Here is a 19,168-nt window from a genome sequence, read left to right on the forward strand (position 1 = left end):
CGGTTAGACGACGTCCGCGAAACCGCGGCGTACCAATTGGAACCAGTAGTAGCCCACGTAGGCGACGATGAGGCTGCCGATGGAATACTTGAGCAAGCCCATCCAGTCCGGCGGCAGCCCCCACATCAAGACGTTTCTGGACTGCTCGATGATGAAGGTCAGCGGGTTGAGGTAGATCCACTTGCGCATGCCTTCCGGCAGCGAGGTGATCGGATACAGCGCAGGGCTCATGAACAGCAGTACCGTCGCCAGCAGACCGGTGATCTGGCCGATGTCGCGGTAGTACACCCCCAGCGCGGCGAAGAACCAGGTGACTCCCGAGGCGACCATCACCAACGGCGCGATCACCAGCGGGAAATAGAGCACCGTCAGCGGCAGCCGATGCAGCAGCAGGAACTGCGCGATCAGCAGAACCGCCAGGGTGATGACCATGTGGAACAGCGACGACGCAACCGCCGACCAGGTCAGGATCTCCAGCGGAAACACCACTTTCTTGACGTAACTGGCGTTGGCCAGGACCAGCATCGGCGCGCGACTGATGCACTCGGACAAGAAGCCGTGGACCATGATGCCGGCAAACAGGATGATCGCGAACTCGGCGCGATTGGATTCCACCGAGCCACCCCAGCGCGCATTGAACACGTAGGAAAAGACGAAGGTGTAGACCGCCAGCATCAACAGCGGATTGAAGAACGACCAGGCCAAGCCCGCGATGGAACCGCGGTAGCGGCCAAGTACCTCGCGCTTGGCGAGCTGGTAGATCAGCTTGCGGTGCTGCGCGAAGCTGCGCAGCGCCGATGCCGGCGAAAGAGAATTGCTCATCAGGAAGTCGCCTCGTGGAACAGGTCAGTTGTGGCGCACGGGCGCAAGCGCCTGCTCGAGGTCATGGCGCAAATCCCCCACATCCTCCACCCCCACGCTCAGCCGCACCAGCGCATCGCTGATGCCGAGCTGGTCGCGGCGCTGCACCGGCACCGAGGCATGGGTCATCACCGCGGGGTGGTTGACCAGGCTCTCGACGCCACCTAGGGATTCGGCCAGGGTGAACAGGCGGGTGCGCTCGCAGAAACGCTTGGCCGCGTCGAAGCCGCCCTTGAGCACGATCGAGACGATGCCGCCGTAGCCGGCCATCTGCCGGCCGGCCAGGGCGTGCTGCGGATGCGAGGGCAGGCCCGGGTAGATCACCTTCTCCACCGCCGGGTGCGTCTCCAGCCACTGCGCCAGGGCCAGGGCGTTGTCGCAGTGCGCGCGCATGCGCAGCGGCAGGGTCTTCAGGCCGCGCAGCGCCAGGAAGCTGTCGAACGGACCCTGCACGCCGCCCACCGAGTTCTGCAGGAACGCCAGTTGCTCGGCCAGTTCGGCGTTGTCGCCGACCACGGCCATGCCGCCGACCATGTCCGAGTGGCCGTTGAGGTACTTGGTCGCCGAATGCACCACGATGTCCGCGCCCAGCGCCAGGGGCCGCTGCAGCAGCGGCGAGGCGAAGGTGTTGTCGACCACCACCAGCAGGCCGTGCTTGCGCGCGATCGCGGCGATCGCCGCGATATCGACGATCTTCAGCATCGGATTGGTCGGGGTCTCGATCCAGACCATCTTGGTGGTCGGGCGGATCGCCGCCTCGAACGCAGCCGGGTCGGTCAGGTCGACGAAGCCGAACTCCAGCGCGGCGGTGCGTTTGCGCACGCGCTCGAACAGACGGTAGCTGCCGCCGTACAAGTCGTCCATCGCGATGACGTGGCTGCCGCTGTCCAGCAGCTCGATCACCGTGGCCGTCGCTGCCATGCCGGAGGCGAAGGCGAAACCACGGCTGCCGCCTTCCAGGGCCGCCACGCAGCGCTCGTAGGCGAAGCGGGTCGGGTTGTGGGTGCGCGAGTACTCGAAACCCTGATGCTCGCCGGGGCTGGACTGAGCATAGGTGGAGGTCGCGTAGATCGGCGGCATCACCGCGCCAGTGGACGGGTCCGGGTGCTGTCCGCCATGGATGGCCAGGGTCGCCAGCGCCAGCGCTGGGCCGTCGCCTTGGGGGTTCGACGTGTTGTCCGTCATGAAGGGGGTTACCGGAAAAGGGGCGTGATTCTAGCAGCGCGGTCTGAATGGCCCCATGCAGCGGGGCCGGCCAGCCGCGGGGAGTGTTACTGCACCCGGCGGCGCAGGTAGTTGAGCAGGTCGATACGGGTGATCAGGCCGAGGAAGGCGCCCTCGTTCATCACGATGGCGACCTGGCCGCGATCGAACACCGGCAGCAGGGCCTCGATCGGCGATTTGACGTCCAGCCGGTCGAGCTTGCTGACCATGGCCGTGGCCACCGGGTCACGGAACCTCGCCTCGTCGCCGTATACATGCAACAAGACGTCGCTTTCGTCGACGATGCCGACGAGTTGGTCGCCCTCCATCACCGGCAGCTGCGACACGTCGTACAGTTTCATGCGCTGGTAGGCGGTGGTCAGCAGGTCCTTGGGGCCGACCACCACGGTGTCGCGCTGGCTGTACGGGCGCAGGATCAGGTCGCGCAGGTCGCCGTGCTGCGGGCGCTCCAGGAAGCCGTTGTCCAGCATCCAGTAGTCGTTGTACATCTTCGACAGGTACTTGTTGCCGGTGTCGCAGACGAACACCAGCACCCGCTTGGGCTCGGTCTGTGCGCGGCAGTACTTCAACGCCGCCGCCAGCAGGGTGCCGGTGGAGGAGCCACCGAGGATGCCCTCCTTGGCCAGCAGCTCGCGCGCGGTGTGGAAGCTCTCGGCATCGCTGATCGAGTAGGCCTTCTTGACCCGGCTGAAATCGGAGATCGCCGGCAGGAAGTCCTCGCCGATGCCTTCCACCAGCCAGCTGCCGGACTTCTCGCTGACCGTGCCCTGCTCGATGTACTCGGTCAGGATCGACCCGACCGGGTCGGCCAGCACCAGCTCAGTGTGCGGCGAGGCGGCGGCGAAGGCACGCGACAGGCCGGTCATGGTGCCGGAGCTGCCGCAGCCGAACACGATCGCGTCCAGCCGGCCGTCCATCTGCCGCAGGATCTCCGGGCCGGTGCCGAACTCGTGCGCGGCCGGGTTGTCGGGGTTGCCGAACTGGTTGATGAAATAGGCGCCAGGGGTCTCGGCGGCGATGCGCGCGGCCAGGTCCTGGTAGTACTCCGGGTGGCCCTTGGCCACGTCGGAGCGGGTCAGCACGACCTCGGCGCCCATCGCCTTGAGGTTGAAGATCTTCTCCCGGCTCATCTTGTCCGGGACCACCAGGATCAGCTTGTAGCCCTTCTGCTGGGCGACCAGGGCCAGGCCGATGCCGGTATTGCCGGCGGTACCCTCGACCAGCACCGCGCCCGGCTTGAGGTCGCCGCGGCGCTCGGCCGCCTCGATCATCGACAGGCCGATGCGATCCTTGATCGAGCCGCCGGGATTGGCGCTCTCCAGCTTCAGGTACAGCTCGCACACCCCGGTGTCGAGCTTGCTGGCCTTGACGATGGGGGTGTCGCCGATCAGGTCGAGTACGGAGGAGTGAATGGCCATCGGGTCCGAATGCGTCGCGCCGCGGCAGCGGCTGGACCGGTCATTATCCCCGCTCGGGGATGGAAACGCGCGGCGGGGACGAAAAAAGCCGCGATCGCGGCTTTGGAGGGGGATGACGCGGACGGTGGCAAACCGACGAGGAGGCCAGCCACCGCCCGCGACAAGGGGGCAATAGTACGGTCAGTGCGGCTTCTGCTCGTAAAGGCGCAGCAGCTTTTCCTTGGCGGCGAGCTTTTCGCGCTTCATCTGCGCCAGGGTGACATCGTCGATCGGCAGCACGCCGAGTTCGGCGTCCATGCACTTCTTGTCCAAGGTCTTGTGGCGCTGGTAGAGCTGCTTGAACTCCGGATCGGACTTGATCAACGCGTCGATTTCGGTCTGCGGTTGCCCTTCGAACATAGGAATAGCCTCCTTCAGCTAGAAACAAGAACGCCCCGGCCGCTGCGGCACGGGGCGTTGCCTGGGAGCGGAAGTGCGCGAGCCGCCGGCTGCACCGCTGCAACGCCTGGAACCACGGTTCCTGCGACGTCGGACTGCGGTGTGCGCCACTGCGTCATCGGCTCGAACTCCTCCGTTGGCACCAGGCGGCGGGAGTGCCACCTGGAATACCGACCCTACGCTTCCCCACCGCCGCGGACAAGAGAAGCAGGCCCGCTTTGCCGCATTCAGTTGCTCGGCGCTCAGGCCCAGGGAAAAACCCCGTTAAACCGCCTGCGCAGGGCGCCCGCAGACCTTAGGGCGCGATCACAACTTCGGCCGAACGCGCCTTGGTCGAGGGCCCCTTCTTGCCGACCGCCTGCACCCGGTTGGCGGCGACGCCGCCGCTCACCAGGGCCGCGCGCAGGGCGTCGGCGCGCTTCTGCGCCACGCCGGCGTCGGTGTCGTAGGCCTCGATCCGCACCTTGCCCTTGCTGATCTGCAGATACTGCGACAGGGCCTTGGTCTGATTGGTGGCGTCGCCCGACAACGCGGCCTTGCCCGCACCGAAGGCCGCACCGGAGAAGGTGAAGACCTCACCGCGGGTCTCGAAGCGCGAGGCCGGCAGCTTGGTGCCGGCGACCAACTCGGCCTCCTCGCGCGCCAGCTTGGCCGACTTCTGCTGCGCGGCGCTGAGCTTGGCGGTCTGCTGCCCGGCGACGCTGGCCAGCGCGGCATCCGCGTCCGCCCGCGCGGCCTGCTCGGCTTCGGCGGCCTGGCGCAGGCTCTCGGCCTCCTCGGCCTGGATCTGCGCCTGCACGCGCAGGCGCTCGGCCTCCTGGCGGGCGCGGGCGGCCTCGCGACGGCTGGCCTCGATCAGCAGGTCGCTGCGGGTCTTCTCCAACTGGTCGACCCGGCGCCGAGCAATTTCGGCGCGGGCCATGGTTTCGGCGATCTCGACCCGGCGCTCGGCCAGGTAGCGCGCCTCGTCGCGCTCCTTGCGCTTGGCGTTGGCGAAGTTGGCCACCGCCTGCTGCGCCTGCAGGCGCTCGTAGGCGGCGACATCGGCATTGAGCGGATCGGCCTGCAGCGCCATCAGGCGCTGGTTGAGCACGGCCAGCTCGGGATCGTCGGCCGCGATCGCGCCCAGCGGCGCCAGCAGCAACGCCAGCAGGGCCAGGCGGCGCATTCCGTGCAGGACGCGGCTCATGGACGGCCCTCCCCGGTGCCCAGGGTCTGTTGCAGCTGGGCCACCTCGGCCTGGCGCTGCTTCAGTTGCGCATTGGCCACCGCCTCCTCGCTGCGCGCCCGCGCCAGATCGGCATCGGCGGCCACGCGCAGCGCCAGCTGCGGCGCGGTCTTGCGCTGGCGGCGGTCGAGCGCGGCCTGCTGCGCCTGTTCCAGGCCCTGGCGGGCACTGGCCAGCAGGTCCGGCGCGTACTGGTCGGCATCGGCCTGGATCGCGCGCTGCACCGCCTGCTGGGCAGACAGCAGCTCCGGCGAGGCCACCTGGGCGAACGCGGCCGGCGCGGCGAACAACGCCAATGCGCAGGCCATCACATACTGCTGACAACGGAAGTGTGCGAAGCTAGTTTTCATCTAGGGGGGCCGTGGACGGAGACGTCGGTCACGGCCATTGTCGGAAGCCTGTGGCGCGCTTGCAACGGGCGATTGCGGATCGTTGGGGAACCATTGCGCATGGATATCGGCTATTTCCTGAAGCTGATGACCGAAAAGAACGCCTCGGACATGTTCCTGACCACAGGAGCACCGGTCTATATCAAGATCGAAGGCAAGCTGTACCCGCTCGGTGCCACCGGCCTGCCGCCAGGCATGGTCAAGAAGATCGCCTACTCGCTGATGGACGAAGGCCAGGTGCCGCAGTTCGAGCGGGACCTGGAATTGAACATGGCCATCGCCCTGCAGGACGCCGGGCGCTTCCGCGTCAACGTGTTCAAGCAGCGCGGCGAGGTCGGCATGGTGATCCGCGCGATCCGCAGCAAGATCCCCAGCATCGAGGAGCTGCACCTGCCACAGGTGCTCAAGGACGTGATCATGACCCCGCGCGGGCTGGTCCTGGTGGTCGGCTCGACCGGCTCGGGCAAGTCCACCTCGCTGGCGTCGATGATCGACTACCGCAACAGCACCACCACCGGGCACATCCTCACCATCGAGGACCCGATCGAATACCTGCACAAGCACAAGCTGTCGATCGTCAACCAGCGCGAGGTCGGCCTGGACACCCACGCCTTCCACAACGCGCTGAAGAACGCGATGCGCGAGGCGCCGGACGTGATCCTGATCGGCGAGATCCTGGACGCGGAGACCATGGAGGCGGCCATCGCCTTCGCCGAGACCGGGCACCTGTGCCTGGCCACCCTCCACTCCAACAATGCCGACCAGACCATCGAGCGCATCCTCAACTTCTTCCCCGAGAACGCGCACAAGAACGTGCTGATGAACCTGTCGCTGAACCTGCGCGCGGTGATTTCGCAGCGCCTGGTCAAGGACAGCAGCGGACGCCGCCGACCGGCCTCGGAAGTGCTGCTGAACACGCCGATGATCCGCGACCTGCTGCGCCGCGGCCAGGTCCACGAGATCAAGCAGGCGATGGAGGAGTCGCTGGAGGAAGGCATGGAGACCTTCGACCAGTGCCTGTTCCGCATGGTCAAGCAGGGCCAGATCGAGCAGGAGGAAGCGCTGCGCGCGGCCGACTCGCGCGACGGCCTGGCCCTGAAGTTCCGCCTGTCCGAAGGCGGCAGCGGCGAGCACGACCCCTACGCCGACTACGACAGCCCCAGCGCCGCGCCGCGGATCACCCACGGGTTCGTCTGAGGCCTCGCCGCTTCGTCACAGCAGCGGCGAGGGCACGGCCGGGGCTTCGCAGGTCTGCGATCGCGATGCAGCCGCGGCAACAGTGGACCGACCGCCCATCGGCGGTCGCTGCCGCGTCGCCCTTGCCAGGGCAAACGCCACTTCCACGCAGTTACGCGCCAGGCCCGGCCCCAGCCACTGCGGGAGTCAACTGTCATGCAGCCGCGACGCGCGAAGCCAAAAGCCGACTGACACCCCCCGTCGTCGGGACTGAAGTCCCTCCCACAGTGCACCCGGCGAGTTCGCCGCAAGCTTCTATGGAAGCGACTTCAGCCGCGACGCGCGAAAGCCGGAGCGTCCGACACACTGCAGTCGGGACGGAAGCCCCTCTCATACCCTCACGCGCAACGATGCGGCGGTGGAGGGTGGTGGTGGCCGACCGGGCATCATCGGAAGCCCGGTCGCGACGGAAGCCGCTGCTACGGCGCAGCGCGACTCACTGCGCGTCGGGCTGGTTCTCCGGGCGCGCCGCCTCGAATGCCGGCAACGCCAGGCAGGCGCGCTCGATCCGTTTCAGGGTCGGGTAGACCTGCAGGTCCACGCCGAAGCGACGCGCGTTGTACAGCTGCGGCACCAGGCAGCAGTCGGCCAGGCCCGGCTGCTCGCCGTGGCAGAAGCGGCCAGTGTCGGGCGACTCGGCCAGCAACTGCTCCAGCGCGTCGAAGCCGGTCTGCATCCAGTGCCGCATCCACTCCTCGCGCTCGGGCTGCGGCACGTTCCAGGCGCTCTCGAAGAACTGCGCCACGCGCAGGTTGTTGAGCGGATGGATGTCGCAGGCGATCAGTTGCGCCAGGCCGCGCACGCGGGCGCGGTCGATCGGCGCGTCCGGCAGCAGTGGCGGCTCCGGCCAGCGCTCGTCCAGGTATTCCAGGATCGCCAACGACTGGCGGATCGGCTGGCCGTCGTGGCACAGGGTCGGCACCAGCTCCTGCGGGTTCAACCGCGCATATTCCGGCGAGTGCTGCTGCCCGCCGTCGCGCACCAGATGCACCGGCAACGACTGGTAGGCCAGACGCTTGAGCTCCAGCGCGATGCGCACCCGGTACGCGGCGCTGGATCGCCAGTAGGTGTAAAGCTGCAGTGCCTCGTCCATGCCCGCCTCCGTCTGCGCAATCGACAACGATACCGGTGGACAGCGGCGGTGCGGCGCCGCCGGTCGCCCCGGTAGCGCCGCCGGCCGGGTCAGGGCAGCGGTGCCTGCTCGATGCGCTGCTCGATCGCGCCGAAGATGCTCACTCCGTCACGGTCCAGCATCTCGATCCGCACCACGTCGCCGAAGGACATGTATGGGGTACTCGGCTTGCCGTCGCGCAGGGTTTCCACGGTGCGCTGCTCGGCGAAGCAGGAGGCGCCGCGTGTGGTGTCCTGGTTGGCGATGGTGCCCGAGCCGACCACCGCGCCGGCCGCCAGCGGCCGGGTCTTGGCCGCATGCGCGACCAGCTGCGCGAAATCGAACTGCATGTCCTCGCCGGCTTCCGGCGCGCCGAACCAGGCGCCGTTGATGTGGGTCAGCAGCGGCAGGTGCACCTTGTTGCCCTGCCAGGCCTGGCCCAGTTCGTCGGGGGTGACGAACACCGGCGACAGCGCCGAACGCGGCTTGGACTGCACGAAGCCGAAGCCCTTGGCCAGCTCCGGCGGAATCAGGTTGCGCAGCGACACGTCGTTGACCAGGCCGATCAGCTGGATGTGCGCGGCGGCCTGCGCCGGGCTGACCGCCATCGGCACGTCGTCGGTGACCACCACGATCTCGGCCTCCAGGTCGATGCCGTAGTCCTCGCTGACCACCTTGACCGCATCGCGCGGGCCGTAGAAGCCGGCGCTGACCGCCTGGTACATCAGCGGATCGGTGTAGAAGCTCTCCGGCACCTCGGCGCCGCGCGCACGGCGCACCCGCTCGACGTGCGGCAGGTAGGCGCTGCCGTCGAGGAATTCGTAGGCGCGCGGCAGTGGCGCCGCCAGTGCCGCCATGTCCAGGTCGAACTGGCCGTCGGCGCTGCCGTCGTTGAGCGACTCGGACAGGGCGTTCAGACGCGGGGCGAGGTTGCTCCAGTCCTCCAGCGCGCGCTGCAGGGTCGGTGCGATGCCGGTGGCGCGCACCGCGCGGGTCAGATCGCGGGACACGACGATCAGGGTGCCGTCGCGACCGCCTTCCTTCAGGGAACCTAGCTTCATGTCCGTCCAGTGCTGGGGGCTGAGCCGGCGATTGTACGGCCAGACGCCTGCTTGGTTTCAACTGAAACGGACACCACGTTTGTGCAGCGCGCCAATTCAGGTAGACTATGTCGGTCTGCATGCGGCCGTCCGTTTCCCTCAGGGACAGCCGGCGAGGCCAGGATCGCAACGATCCGACTCGCCCGCCCCGCCCGACGCCTTTCGTGGTGCCGACGAACCCCAGCCTCGCGCTGCGGGTTGATCCACCCTCTCGCAGCGCGGTTCACGGGAACGCTCCGAGCCTCACCTACTTGCGCCTGCGCGCCGGGTCCGTCCCGGCGTCGGCGCGTTATCCGGAGCATTCTCATGTCGTTCGAATCCCTGGGCCTTGCGCCCTTCCTGCTGCGCGCGTTGGCCGAGCAGGGCTACGAAACCCCCACCCCGATCCAGGCGCAGGCCATTCCCGTCGCCCTGGAAGGCCATGACCTGATGGCCGGCGCGCAGACCGGCACCGGCAAGACCGCCGCGTTCGGCCTGCCGCTGCTGCAGCACCTGGGCACCTCGCCGCAGCCGGTCAGCAGTGGCGGCCCGCGCAAGCCGCGCGCACTGATCCTGACCCCGACCCGCGAGCTGGCCACCCAGGTGCACGACAGCCTGCGCGGCTACAGCAAGTACCTGCGCATCCCCAGCACCACCATCTACGGCGGCGTGGGCATGGGCAACCAGCTCGACGCGCTGCGCCGCGGCGTGGACCTGCTGATCGCCTGCCCGGGTCGCCTGCTCGACCACCTGGAGCGTCGCAGCGTGGACCTGTCGGGCATCGAGATCCTGGTGCTGGACGAGGCCGACCGCATGCTCGACATGGGCTTCCTGCCGTCGATCAAGCGCATCCTCGCCAAGCTGCCCAAGCAGAACCGGCAGACCCTGCTGTTCTCGGCCACCTTCGAGGAAGGCATCAAGCAGCTGGCCCGCGAGTTCATGCACGACCCGCAGGAAATCCAGGCCACCCCGAGCAACACCGTGGCCGACACCATCACCCACCGCGTGCACCCGGTGGACGGCGCGCGCAAGCGCGAACTGCTGCTGCACCTGCTGGCCGCCGACTCGCGCAAGCAGACCCTGGTGTTCGCCCGCACCAAGCACGGTGCCGACAAGCTGACCATGTTCCTGGACAAGTCCGGGCTGAAGACCGCCGCGATCCACGGCAACAAGAGCCAGGGCCAGCGCCTGCGCGCGCTGAGCGACTTCAAGGCCGGCCGCATCACCGTGTTGGTCGCCACCGACATTGCCGCGCGCGGCATCGACATCGACCAGTTGCCCAAGGTCATCAACTACGACCTGCCGATGGTCGCCGAGGACTACGTGCACCGCATCGGCCGCACCGGCCGCAACGGTTCGACCGGCGAGGCGATCTCGCTGGTGGCGCAGGACGAGGCCAAGCTGCTGCGCGCGATCGCGCGCATGCTCAAGCGGGAGATGGACATCCGCGACGTGCCGGGCTTCGAGCCGGTCACGCCGATCCGCTGGGGCAACAACAACCCGCCGGACGAGCGTCCGGGCGGTGCCCGTCCGCCGCGTCGCGGCAGCCATGCCCGTCGCGGCCATGGCGATGCGCCGGCGCACGCGCATGCGCACGCCGGCAGCAAGAAGCCCGGCGGCAACCACGCCGACGGCGCACGCCGCCAGGGCCAGGGACGCCGGCAGGGCAACGGCGGCAACCGTCCCGCCGCGCCGCGCTGATCGCAGCGCCCGTACAGCGCTGCCGCGTCACTCGACAAGCCGCCCTTCGGGGCGGCTTTTTCGTTGCGTGGCCCCAGCGCGGGCACAGGCACGGCATCGCCGTGCGATGCCCGCCACGGGCCACCGCCGCTGCATCGCCTCGACCCGCGCGCGACCGCGCCGCTCCCGCCCCTGCCCGTACAATGCCGCCCATGGATATCTTCAAAGTCTTCACCCTCGAAGCCGCACACCGCCTGCCCAACGTGCCGCCCGGCCACAAGTGCGCGCGCTTGCACGGGCACTCGTTCCGCATCGAGCTGCACGTCAGCGGCGAACCCGGCGCCGAGAGCGGCTGGGTCATGGATTTCGGCGACATCAAGGCGGCCTTCCGCCCGCTCTACGACCAGCTCGACCACCATTACCTCAACGACATCGAGGGCCTGGACAACCCCACCAGCGAACGCCTGGCGGTGTGGATCTGGGACCGGCTCAAGCCGGCACTGCCGCTGCTGAGCGAAGTGGTGGTCCATGAAACCTGCACCTCCGGCTGCCGTTATCGCGGTCCGGGTTGAAAGGCTGGGAATGGGGAGTGGAGAATCTCAAGGGCGGCACCGCGGTGGCTGAGCGTTTGCAATGCCGCCCGCCCGTGCGTCGTAGCGCGCATTGGCGCTTGCCATAAACCCAGAGGCGCCTTGCCGAGCCCCGGAAAATTGCGCCAAGCCATTGATCCGAAAGGTAGATTGAACAAATCCTGAGCGGCTTCAGAAAATTTTGTTGCATCGCAGCAGAATGGGCGTATGTTGCACTGCAACAGCAGTCGGCATTCCAACGGAGTTGCATGATGTCCGCTCAATTCAACGATCAGTTCAGCAGCTACACCCAGCAGTTCGCCGCTGCCGCGGCGCGTGCCAACCGCCTGGCGCTGGAGAGCGCCGAGAGCGTGTTCGGCGTGCAGTTGAAGACCTTCGAGAAGAACGTGTCGGCCACCACCGGCTTCCTCGGCGAACTGACCGAGGCCCGCGATCTGGGCACCGTGCAGGCGCTGTGGCCGAAGGGCCTGCAGATCGCCCGCGACAACTTCGAGCGGCTGGCCACGGCCAACCAGGAAGTGTTCGGCCTGGGCCTGAAGACCTCCGAGGCGATCGGCCAGCTGGCCAAGCACCAGTTCGAGGCGGCGACCGAACAGGCTGCGCCCAAGGCCAAGCCCACCGCCAAGTAATACCGTTTTCGACGTCGCTGCGGTTCGCCGCCCGACGCACGCTCGGTCTGCATGGGTCCCTCCCCCCGTGCAACCACAGGCCCGGTAGATCCCTCCCTCTACCGGGCCTTTTTTATGGGCGGGATTCGGGAGTGGGGATTGGGGATTTGTCGATCTCGCGCGTCCCGGCGTTCCTGGCTTCCTTCATGGGAGAGGCTTCAGCGCCGATGCTCTGCTCGAAACCGGTAGATCTCTTCTTCTACCGGCTTATGCGCGCGCTTCGGGAGTGGAGCGAACATTCGGGACGAGCCGAACCCGCAGTCGGGATGCCTGTCTGTGGGAAGGGCTTCAGCCCCGACGCGTCATCGGCAAGGCGTCGGGACTGAAGTCCCTCCCACACAAGCCGGCAGCGCAGCGCGCGTCTCGGCAGCGGCTCAGTCCGGGGACATTCCCGCCCACGGCTGCAACTCCGCCGCCAACTGCGCGGCCTGCGGTTGCGGCCGGTACGGCAAGCGCCCCCAGCACGGCATCGGCAGACGCGCGCGCAGCATCGCCATGTTGTCGTCGATGCGCTCCATCGCCGGGTCGATCTCGTTGCCGATCCAGCCGATGCACTGCAGGCCGTCGGCGGCGATCGCCGCGGCGCTGAGCCGGGCGTGGTTGAGGCAGCCCAGGCGCAGGCCAACCACCAGCACCACCGGCAGTCCCAGCGCGCGCGCCAGATCGGCCTGATCCAGCGTCGCCGACAGCGGCGCCGCCCAGCCGCCGACGCCCTCCACCACCACCACGTCGGCCTGCGCACTCAGGCGTTCGAAGGCGGCGGCGATCGGCGCCAGTTCCAGTTGCACGCCGGCATCGGCGGCGGCCAATTCCGGCGCCAGCGGCAGCGGCAGCGCGTAGGGATTGAGATCGGCGTAGGCCGGCCGCGGCGTGCTCGCGTCCTGCAGGGCAAGCGCGTCCTCGTTGCGCCAGCCGTCGGCGTCGCGACTGCAGCCGCTGGCGACCGGCTTCATGCCCACCGCGCGCTGGCCACGCGCGCGCAAGGCATGCAGCAGCGCGGTGCTGGCGATGGTCTTGCCGATGCCGGTATCGGTGCCGGTGACGTAGAAGGCGGGAACAGCCATGCGAAAACCCTGTCGGTTGGCCGGCGGGACGCGCGGCGGCGCGCAGGATAGCCGGGCGCGCCGCGCGCGTCAGCCGCCGCGGTGCCGGCGGACGCAGCGCGCTGCTAGACTCGCGCGATGTTCGCCTCGTCCTCGCTCACCGGCAGCAAGCCGGAACAGTACGCCCAGTTGCTCGACCAGGCCCGTGCCCTGGTCGCCGGGGAGCCCGACCGCATCGCCAATGCCGCCAACCTGGCCGCGCTGGTGTATCACGCGCTGCCGCGGCTGAACTGGGTCGGTTTCTATCTCTACGACGGCAAGGAACTGGTGGTCGGCCCGTTCCAGGGCCTGCCCGCCTGCGTGCGCATTCCGTTGCACAAGGGCGTGTGCGGCGCGGCTGCCAGCAGCGGCCAGACCCAGCGCATCGACGACGTGGAGGCGTTCCCCGGGCACATCGCCTGCGATTCCGCCTCGCGCTCGGAACTGGTGGTGCCGCTGCTGCGCGACAGTGCATTGGTCGGCGTGTTCGACCTGGACAGCCCGGACCTGGCCCGCTTCGACGCCGACGACCAGCGCGGCCTGGAAGCGATCGCCCAGGTCTTCGTCGACAGCCTGCGATGAGCACGGCCAAGCTGCGCAACATCGGCCCCAAGAGTGCGGCCTGGCTGCGCCAGGTCGGCGTGCGCACGCAGCAGGACCTGGAGGCGGCCGGCGCGGTCGGCGCCTTCGTCAAGGTCAAGCGCGCCGGCTTCAAGCCCAGCCTCAACCTGCTGTATTCGCTGGAAGGCGCGCTCAGCGGCTGTCACTGGCAGGAACTGTCCGAGGCGCGGCGCGCGCAGTTGCTGGGCGAGCTGGAGACCGCGACGGCGGCGCTGCCGGCGCAGCGCGGCCTGCCCGTTGCCGGGCCGGTGGCGACCACCCATTTCGACCGCGACGACACGCGCGGCGACGACGCTGCCGACGGCGCCTACGCGCACGAGGCGCACGACACGCCGGTGGCCGACCATCACGGCGACGACGACGGCCACGGCACCCACGCCGACTAGGGCGTTGCCGCATCCCCAAGCATGCCGCGCCTTGATTGCGCATGCCTGTGACAACGCAGAACGTGGACGTGAGTCCGCGCCCGAGCGACGACGCGACCACGGACGCACGCGATCACAGCCCTTCGGGCGAGGTCTGGCCGGCATGTCGCCTGCGCCGCGCGGCCCGACCTGACTACCCGTCGGCGCTGCGCCACGCAACACCGGTGGCGCGCCTGCCAGACCCAAAGCCGCATCCCCGGGATGGATGGGCATGCCCTACCCCGCGCAGCCAGCGGCGATCGCGTACAATCGCGCCGCTTCAAGGTGACCCACCGGCTCCGGCCAGCGGGTTGAAACGGGAAGCCGGTGCGTCTTGCGACAAGGCCGGCGCTGCCCCCGCAACGGTAAGCGATCCGCGCTGACGACTTTCGCCACTGTGCCACGGCATGGGAAGGCGTCGCAGCCGGGAGGTCCGCCTCCCCGATCGCCAGCCCGGAGACCGGCCTTGCAGCTCACTGGTTGCGATGCGGAGGGCGTCGCGGCGTGCCGCGCCGCGTTCGGCGCCGTCCGCTTGCACCTTCCGTTCGCGACTCCCTCGCCGTCACAGCGCGCAGCCGCGCGCCGGAGTTGCCACCCATGTCGTCCCGCCTGCTTTCGGTCGCGATCGCGTCCGCCCTGTCCCTGCCCGCGCTGGCCCACGCCGCCGACGCCGCCACCGATCTCGACCAGGTCCTGGTCACCGCCACCCGCACTCAGATCTCGGTGGAGGACAGCGTGGTCCCGGCGCAGGTCATCGACCGCGCGGAGATCGAGCGCAGCCAGGCCACGTCGCTGGCGCAGCTGCTGCAGGGTCGCGCCGGCATCGGCATCTCCAATCAGGGCGGCCTGGGCAAGCTGACCACGCTGAGCCTGCGCGGCAGCGAATCGGACCACGTGCTGGTGCTGGTGGACGGCGTGCGCATCGGCTCGGCCAGCGCCGGCCTGGCCGCGTTCCAGGACCTGCCGCTGAGCCAGATCGAGCGCATCGAGATCGTGCGTGGCCCGCGGTCGAGCCTGTACGGCTCCGACGCGATCGGCGGCGTCATCCAGATCTTCACCCGCCGCGGCGGTCAAGGCTTCCAGCAGAACCTGAGCCTGGGCGGCGGCAGCCACGGCCTGCGCGAGGCCGGCGCCGGCTTCAGCAACCGCGGCGAGCGCGGCTGGCTGGCCGTGCAGGGCGGCTACCAGAAGACCGACGGCATCAATGCCTGCAACGGCTCGGCCACGCTGTTCGCCGGCTGCTTCGTCGACCAGCCCGACCGCGACGGCTACCGCAACGTCTCGCTGAGCGCGCGCGGCGGCTACGCGCTGACCGACACGCTGCGCATCGAAGGCCAGGCGCTGAACATCGACAGCCGCAACGAGTACGACGGCGATCCGCTGTTCGCCGGCAACGAGGCCGACAACACCCAGCAGGTGTTCGGCGGCAAGCTGGACTGGACCCCGTCCGATCGCCTGCACCTGGCCGCGCAGCTCGGTCGCAACGTCGACGACGCCGACAGCTACTATCGTGCCCCCGGCGCGCGCACCCGCAACTTCGTCAGCACCTTCGACAGCCGCCGCGACACCGCCGCGCTGCAGGGCGACATCACCCTGGCCGAAGGCCACCTGCTCAGCGTCGGCAGCGACTGGCAACGCGAGCACGTCACCAGCACCACCGCTTTCGACGTCGACAGCCGCGACAACACCGGCGTGTTCGCCGAGTACCAGGGCCGTTTCGGCGCGCAGCAGGTGCAGGCCAGCGTGCGCAGCGACGACAACGAGCAGTTCGGCGAGCACACCACCGGCAGCCTCGGCTGGGGCCTGGCGCTGGCGCATGGCCTCAAGCTCACCGCCAGCGTCGGCACCGGCTTTAAGGCGCCGACCTTCAACGACCTGTACTACCCGTTCGCCGGCAATCCGGAGTTGAAGCCGGAGCGTTCCAAGAGCGGCAACCTGGGCGTGGCGCAGTACGCCGACAGCTGGAACTGGACCTTCAACGCCTACGAGACCCGGGTCAAGGACCTGATCTCCTACGACGCGATCAGCTTCCTGCCGGTCAACGTGGACGAGGCGCGCATCCGCGGCGCCGAACTGACCGGCTATGCATTGCTGGCCGGCTGGGAACTGTCGGCGCAGCTGAGCCACACCGACCCGCGCAACCGCAGCGATGGCGACAACCGCGACAACTGGCTGGCGCGCCGCGCGCAGAACACCGCGCGCCTGGACGTGGATCGCGGCATCGGCCCGGTCAAGCTCGGCGTCACCGTCTTCGGCAGCGGCCACCGCTTCGACGACGCGGCCAACCGCGTACGCCTGGCCGGCTACGGCACCGTCGACCTGCGCGCGGAATACGCGTTCACCCCGGACTGGACGCTGCAGGCCAAGGCCAGCAACGTGTTCGACCGCGACTACCAGACCATCAACTGGTACAACCAGCCGGGCCGCGAGTACGCGCTGACCCTGCGCTACGCGCCGGCGGCGCGCTGAGTCGGCGTCCCGTGCTGCGCCGGCGGGCGTGGCGCGGGGCAGCCCGCACGGAAAACACGCGCGTCTTTTTTGTAGGAGCGGCTTCAGCCGCGACAGGCTTTCCCGCGAACTCCCGTCGCGGCTGAAGCCGCTCCTACGAAAGGCGGGATGTGCGACCACGTCGGATGCAGATGCGCGCATTCTCAACGCAGGCATGCGCCACGCATCGCGCAATTGGTCGCGCGCGATAAGGGCCGCTGGCTTTCGAACGCAAACACCCGCCTTCGTGCTCATGCATCGCTGCACAAACCTCACAGTTCGGCGCCCGCTACGCGCCCGTACCCTCACCCCAACCCCTCTCCCGGGGGGAGAGGGGCGTACTGCGTCATGGATTGTGGGAGTGGCTTCAGCCGCGCCGGGCTTTGCCGGGAAAGCCTGTCGCGGCTGAAGCCGTTCAACCGCATCCCGATCTTTGCGCTGCTCCGCGGTGCTTGAACCGCCGTCGTATCAACGCAGTTGCAGCAGCTCGCGCAGGTCGTCCATCAGCAGCACCACATCGGCGGTGGCCAGATCCAGATCGCGCGGATAGCCGTAGCGCACCAGCGCCACCGGCATGCCGGCGGCCTGCCCGGCCTGCAGGTCGGTCCCCGAATCGCCGACCATCAGGCAGCGTGCCGGCGGTTGCGCGAACTGCTGTGCCAGGTGCAGCAGCGGCGCCGGGCTGGGCTTGCGTTCGGGCAGGCTGTCGCCGCCCAGCACCGCAGAGAACAGATCGGCCACGCCCAGATGGCGCAGCAAAGGCGGCACCATCGCCGACGGCTTGTTGGTGCACAGCGCCAGCGTGACTCCGTCCGCGTGCAGTTGCGCGAGCGCCTCGGCCGCGCCGGGATACAGCCGCGGACTGCGCAACAGGCATTCGGCGTAGTGGCGCATGAAGGTCGGCATCACCGTCTCGAGCGGCGTGGCGTCGCCGGCATGCCGCCAGGCGATCTCGACCAGCTTGCGCACACCCTCGCCGATCCAGCCGAGCACGGTCGCCTCCGGCACGCGCGGCAGGCCGAAGTCGGCCAGCGTGCGGTTCAACGCCTCGGCGATGTCGGCGCCGCTGTCGACCAGGGTGCCGTCCAGGTCGAACACCACCAATGCGTAGGGGAACGTCATGTCGTGCCAATGCGGGAGGGGGAAGTGCGCATTGTAGGTGGGGCAAGGCTGGTATGCGGTCGCCACAAGGCCGATCAGCATGACCAGACGATGAAGTCGGTGTTCCAATCCTTGCAGCATGCCCCTGTGGGAGGGACTTCAGTCCCGACGCGGAAGAGGCGAAGGCCACGTTTCCGGTTCGCTCGCGTCTCCCTTGGCTTTCAATCCACGCCGGTAACCGTGCGACTGGAGCTGGTGCCTGTCTTGGCTGTCCCGGATCGGGTTTCAATCCACGCACACTTAAGGGCAGGACTGCGACAGACGCTGCCTATGGTGCAGCCGTTCCTATTTCGACCTCTGCACCCGTGAAGGTGCGGCTGCCAACTCGGCATCCTCGACGGCTACAACAACCCGTTTCAATCCATGCACCAGTAGAACACGATACAGCTTCCGCGCGCGACCAGCTCAACCGAACAAGCACCCCTGCGCCTGTCCCGGCTCGCGTTCGTGGAAGCCGGACAGGCCCACGCCGACCAGGCGATAACGGGTGGACGTCGGCAGGTCCACGCGCTCGCGCAGCGCAAGGGCGATGTCGATCAAGGCCTGCAGCGAATCCGGCGGCTGCTCCGGAGTGAAGCTGCGGGTGAGGATGCGGAACTGCGCGGTCTTCAGCTTCAGCACCACCGTGCGCGCGATGCGGTCGGTGCGGCGGGTGGCGTTCCAGGTCCTCTCGGCCAGTTGCCGGATCGCCGGCTCCAGTGCGTCCAGCGCCAGGTCTTCGGCGAAGGTGTCTTCGGAGGAAATCGACTGCACCGGCTGGTCCGACTCCACCGGGCGTTCGTCGATGCCGCGCGCACGCTGGTACAGGCGCAGGCCGAAGCTGCCGAAGCGCGCTTCCAGTTCGGCCTCGCCGCGCGCGCGCAGGTCGCCGACGGTGGCGATGCCCAGTTCCGCCAGCTTGGCCTCCATCACCTTGCCCACGCCGGGCACCTTGTTCACCGGCAACGGCGTCAGGAACGCGTCCACGCGATGCGGACGGATCACGAACTGGCCGTCGGGCTTGCGCCAGTCCGAGGCGATCTTGGCCAGGAACTTGTTCGGCGCGATCCCGGCCGAGGCGGTCAGCGCCGTTTCCTCGCGGATCTGCGCGCGGATGGTCTGGGCGATCTCGGTGGCCGTGCGCAATTCGCCCTTGGGCGCCGTGACGTCCAGGTAGGCCTCGTCCAGCGACAGCGGCTCGATCATGTCGGTGTGGCGCTGGAAGATCTCGCGCACCTGCCGTGACACCGCCTTGTAACGAGCGAAATCCGGCGGCACGAAGATCGCGTCCGGGCACAGCCGCTCGGCGCGCAGCGCCGGCATCGCCGAGCGCACGCCGAACACGCGCGCCTCGTAGGAGGCGGCGCACACCACCGAGCGCATGCCGCGCCAGGCCACCACCACCGGCTTGCCGCGCAGCGCCGGATCGTCACGCTGCTCCACGGACGCGTAGAACGCATCCATGTCGACGTGAATGATCTTGCGCATCGACCCCATACCCTACGCCTGCGA

General features: G+C 68.6%; 17 protein-coding genes, 1 pseudogene and 1 riboswitch. Of the genes and pseudogenes, 7 read left to right on the top strand and 11 right to left on the bottom strand.

The features are described 5' to 3' along the window. Window positions 1-3 precede the first annotated feature (3 nt). The 6 genes from GGR66_RS12605 to GGR66_RS12630 all read right to left on the bottom strand — a co-directional run bounded on the left by GGR66_RS12605 (window position 4) and on the right by GGR66_RS12630 (window position 5,519). Window positions 4-822 (bottom strand): ABC transporter permease, encoded by an 819-nt coding sequence (locus GGR66_RS12605; protein ID WP_184448450.1) that lies wholly within the window; start codon window positions 820-822, stop codon window positions 4-6. Between the two features lie 24 nt (window positions 823-846). After that, window positions 847-2,046: a cystathionine gamma-synthase gene (locus tag GGR66_RS12610; protein ID WP_184448451.1), complete on the bottom strand. Its 1,200-nt coding sequence runs from the start codon at window positions 2,044-2,046 to the stop codon at window positions 847-849. Window positions 2,047-2,132: 86 nt separating this feature from the next. Continuing rightward, entirely contained in the window at window positions 2,133-3,503 is a 1,371-nt protein-coding gene (locus GGR66_RS12615) for a pyridoxal-phosphate dependent enzyme (RefSeq protein ID WP_010340227.1), read from the bottom strand. 180 nt (window positions 3,504-3,683) lie between these two features. Then, entirely contained in the window at window positions 3,684-3,902 is a 219-nt protein-coding gene (locus tag GGR66_RS12620) for a YdcH family protein (RefSeq protein ID WP_010340228.1), read from the bottom strand. A 334-nt stretch (window positions 3,903-4,236) separates the two neighbouring features. After that, window positions 4,237-5,109, bottom strand: a complete 873-nt coding sequence (locus GGR66_RS12625; RefSeq protein WP_160968941.1) for a hypothetical protein — start codon at window positions 5,107-5,109, stop codon at window positions 4,237-4,239. A gap of 17 nt (window positions 5,110-5,126) precedes the next feature. Continuing rightward, window positions 5,127-5,519, bottom strand: coding sequence for a DUF4398 domain-containing protein (locus tag GGR66_RS12630; protein ID WP_048491628.1), 393 nt, complete (start codon window positions 5,517-5,519; stop codon window positions 5,127-5,129). A 99-nt stretch (window positions 5,520-5,618) separates the two neighbouring features. On the opposite strand from GGR66_RS12630, the gene GGR66_RS12635 reads away from it, so the two are divergent. Next, window positions 5,619-6,755: a PilT/PilU family type 4a pilus ATPase gene (locus GGR66_RS12635; protein ID WP_160968863.1), complete on the top strand. Its 1,137-nt coding sequence runs from the start codon at window positions 5,619-5,621 to the stop codon at window positions 6,753-6,755. 475 nt (window positions 6,756-7,230) lie between these two features. Here the strand turns inward: GGR66_RS12635 and maiA are convergent, their stop codons facing one another. After that, the gene (maiA, locus tag GGR66_RS12640) at window positions 7,231-7,887 is read right to left on the bottom strand and encodes a maleylacetoacetate isomerase (protein WP_184448452.1); all 657 of its coding nucleotides are present in this window, start codon (window positions 7,885-7,887) and stop codon (window positions 7,231-7,233) included. 89 nt (window positions 7,888-7,976) lie between these two features. Next, window positions 7,977-8,966 carry a fumarylacetoacetate hydrolase family protein gene (locus GGR66_RS12645; protein ID WP_160968859.1) on the bottom strand — a complete coding sequence of 330 codons (990 nt, stop codon included), beginning with the start codon at window positions 8,964-8,966 and terminating at the stop codon, window positions 7,977-7,979. A 345-nt stretch (window positions 8,967-9,311) separates the two neighbouring features. Here GGR66_RS12645 and GGR66_RS12650 point away from each other — a divergent pair. The 3 genes and pseudogenes from GGR66_RS12650 to GGR66_RS12660 form a co-directional block, all read left to right on the top strand. Next, window positions 9,312-10,628, top strand: a pseudogene (locus GGR66_RS12650) (DEAD/DEAH box helicase); the annotation flags it as partial. Between the two features lie 248 nt (window positions 10,629-10,876). Further along, window positions 10,877-11,236: a 6-carboxytetrahydropterin synthase QueD gene (gene queD, locus GGR66_RS12655; protein ID WP_017916250.1), complete on the top strand. Its 360-nt coding sequence runs from the start codon at window positions 10,877-10,879 to the stop codon at window positions 11,234-11,236. Window positions 11,237-11,505: 269 nt separating this feature from the next. Further along, entirely contained in the window at window positions 11,506-11,883 is a 378-nt protein-coding gene (locus GGR66_RS12660; RefSeq protein WP_160968855.1) for a phasin family protein, read from the top strand. A 413-nt stretch (window positions 11,884-12,296) separates the two neighbouring features. On the opposite strand, the gene bioD is transcribed toward GGR66_RS12660, so the two are convergent. After that, entirely contained in the window at window positions 12,297-12,986 is a 690-nt protein-coding gene (gene bioD / locus GGR66_RS12665; protein ID WP_184448453.1) for a dethiobiotin synthase, read from the bottom strand. A gap of 117 nt (window positions 12,987-13,103) precedes the next feature. Here bioD and GGR66_RS12670 point away from each other — a divergent pair, with 117 nt between their 5' ends. From GGR66_RS12670 to btuB, 3 genes are all read left to right on the top strand, one after another. Beyond that, complete coding sequence (locus GGR66_RS12670) at window positions 13,104-13,586, top strand: GAF domain-containing protein (RefSeq protein ID WP_184448454.1); 483 nt, start codon at window positions 13,104-13,106, stop codon at window positions 13,584-13,586. Then, on the top strand, window positions 13,583-14,011 hold the full coding sequence (locus GGR66_RS12675; protein WP_184448455.1) for a TfoX/Sxy family protein: 429 nt from the start codon (window positions 13,583-13,585) through the stop codon (window positions 14,009-14,011). Before GGR66_RS12670 ends, GGR66_RS12675 begins: the two co-directional genes overlap by 4 nt. 284 nt (window positions 14,012-14,295) lie before the next feature. Further along, window positions 14,296-14,513, top strand: a riboswitch (cobalamin riboswitch). Between the two features lie 113 nt (window positions 14,514-14,626). Next, window positions 14,627-16,498, top strand: a complete 1,872-nt coding sequence (gene btuB / locus GGR66_RS12680) for a TonB-dependent vitamin B12 receptor (protein ID WP_184448456.1) — start codon at window positions 14,627-14,629, stop codon at window positions 16,496-16,498. A 486-nt stretch (window positions 16,499-16,984) separates the two neighbouring features. On the opposite strand, the gene gph is transcribed toward btuB, so the two are convergent. Together gph and dinB are read right to left on the bottom strand one after the other, a co-directional pair. Beyond that, window positions 16,985-17,638 (bottom strand): phosphoglycolate phosphatase, encoded by a 654-nt coding sequence (gph, locus tag GGR66_RS12685; protein ID WP_184448457.1) that lies wholly within the window; start codon window positions 17,636-17,638, stop codon window positions 16,985-16,987. A 444-nt stretch (window positions 17,639-18,082) separates the two neighbouring features. Next, entirely contained in the window at window positions 18,083-19,144 is a 1,062-nt protein-coding gene (gene dinB / locus GGR66_RS12690) for a DNA polymerase IV (protein ID WP_184448458.1), read from the bottom strand. Between the last annotated feature and the right edge of the window lie 24 nt (window positions 19,145-19,168).

It is taken from the genome of Xanthomonas sp. 3498 (assembly GCF_014199795.1).
Lineage (GTDB): Bacteria > Pseudomonadota > Gammaproteobacteria > Xanthomonadales > Xanthomonadaceae > Xanthomonas_A > Xanthomonas_A rydalmerensis.

Coding starts and splice junctions, on each gene's coding strand:
- GGR66_RS12605 (WP_184448450.1), bottom strand. CDS start 822: ATGAGCAATTCTCTTTCGCCGGCATCGGCGCTGCGCAGCTTCGCGCAG.
- GGR66_RS12610 (WP_184448451.1), bottom strand. CDS start 2,046: ATGACGGACAACACGTCGAACCCCCAAGGCGACGGCCCAGCGCTGGCG.
- GGR66_RS12615 (WP_010340227.1), bottom strand. CDS start 3,503: ATGGCCATTCACTCCTCCGTACTCGACCTGATCGGCGACACCCCCATC.
- GGR66_RS12620 (WP_010340228.1), bottom strand. CDS start 3,902: ATGTTCGAAGGGCAACCGCAGACCGAAATCGACGCGTTGATCAAGTCC.
- GGR66_RS12625 (WP_160968941.1), bottom strand. CDS start 5,109: ATGCGCCGCCTGGCCCTGCTGGCGTTGCTGCTGGCGCCGCTGGGCGCG.
- GGR66_RS12630 (WP_048491628.1), bottom strand. CDS start 5,519: ATGAAAACTAGCTTCGCACACTTCCGTTGTCAGCAGTATGTGATGGCC.
- GGR66_RS12635 (WP_160968863.1), top strand. CDS start 5,619: ATGGATATCGGCTATTTCCTGAAGCTGATGACCGAAAAGAACGCCTCG.
- maiA (WP_184448452.1), bottom strand. CDS start 7,887: ATGGACGAGGCACTGCAGCTTTACACCTACTGGCGATCCAGCGCCGCG.
- GGR66_RS12645 (WP_160968859.1), bottom strand. CDS start 8,966: ATGAAGCTAGGTTCCCTGAAGGAAGGCGGTCGCGACGGCACCCTGATC.
- queD (WP_017916250.1), top strand. CDS start 10,877: ATGGATATCTTCAAAGTCTTCACCCTCGAAGCCGCACACCGCCTGCCC.
- GGR66_RS12660 (WP_160968855.1), top strand. CDS start 11,506: ATGTCCGCTCAATTCAACGATCAGTTCAGCAGCTACACCCAGCAGTTC.
- bioD (WP_184448453.1), bottom strand. CDS start 12,986: ATGGCTGTTCCCGCCTTCTACGTCACCGGCACCGATACCGGCATCGGC.
- GGR66_RS12670 (WP_184448454.1), top strand. CDS start 13,104: ATGTTCGCCTCGTCCTCGCTCACCGGCAGCAAGCCGGAACAGTACGCC.
- GGR66_RS12675 (WP_184448455.1), top strand. CDS start 13,583: ATGAGCACGGCCAAGCTGCGCAACATCGGCCCCAAGAGTGCGGCCTGG.
- btuB (WP_184448456.1), top strand. CDS start 14,627: ATGTCGTCCCGCCTGCTTTCGGTCGCGATCGCGTCCGCCCTGTCCCTG.
- gph (WP_184448457.1), bottom strand. CDS start 17,638: ATGACGTTCCCCTACGCATTGGTGGTGTTCGACCTGGACGGCACCCTG.
- dinB (WP_184448458.1), bottom strand. CDS start 19,144: ATGCGCAAGATCATTCACGTCGACATGGATGCGTTCTACGCGTCCGTG.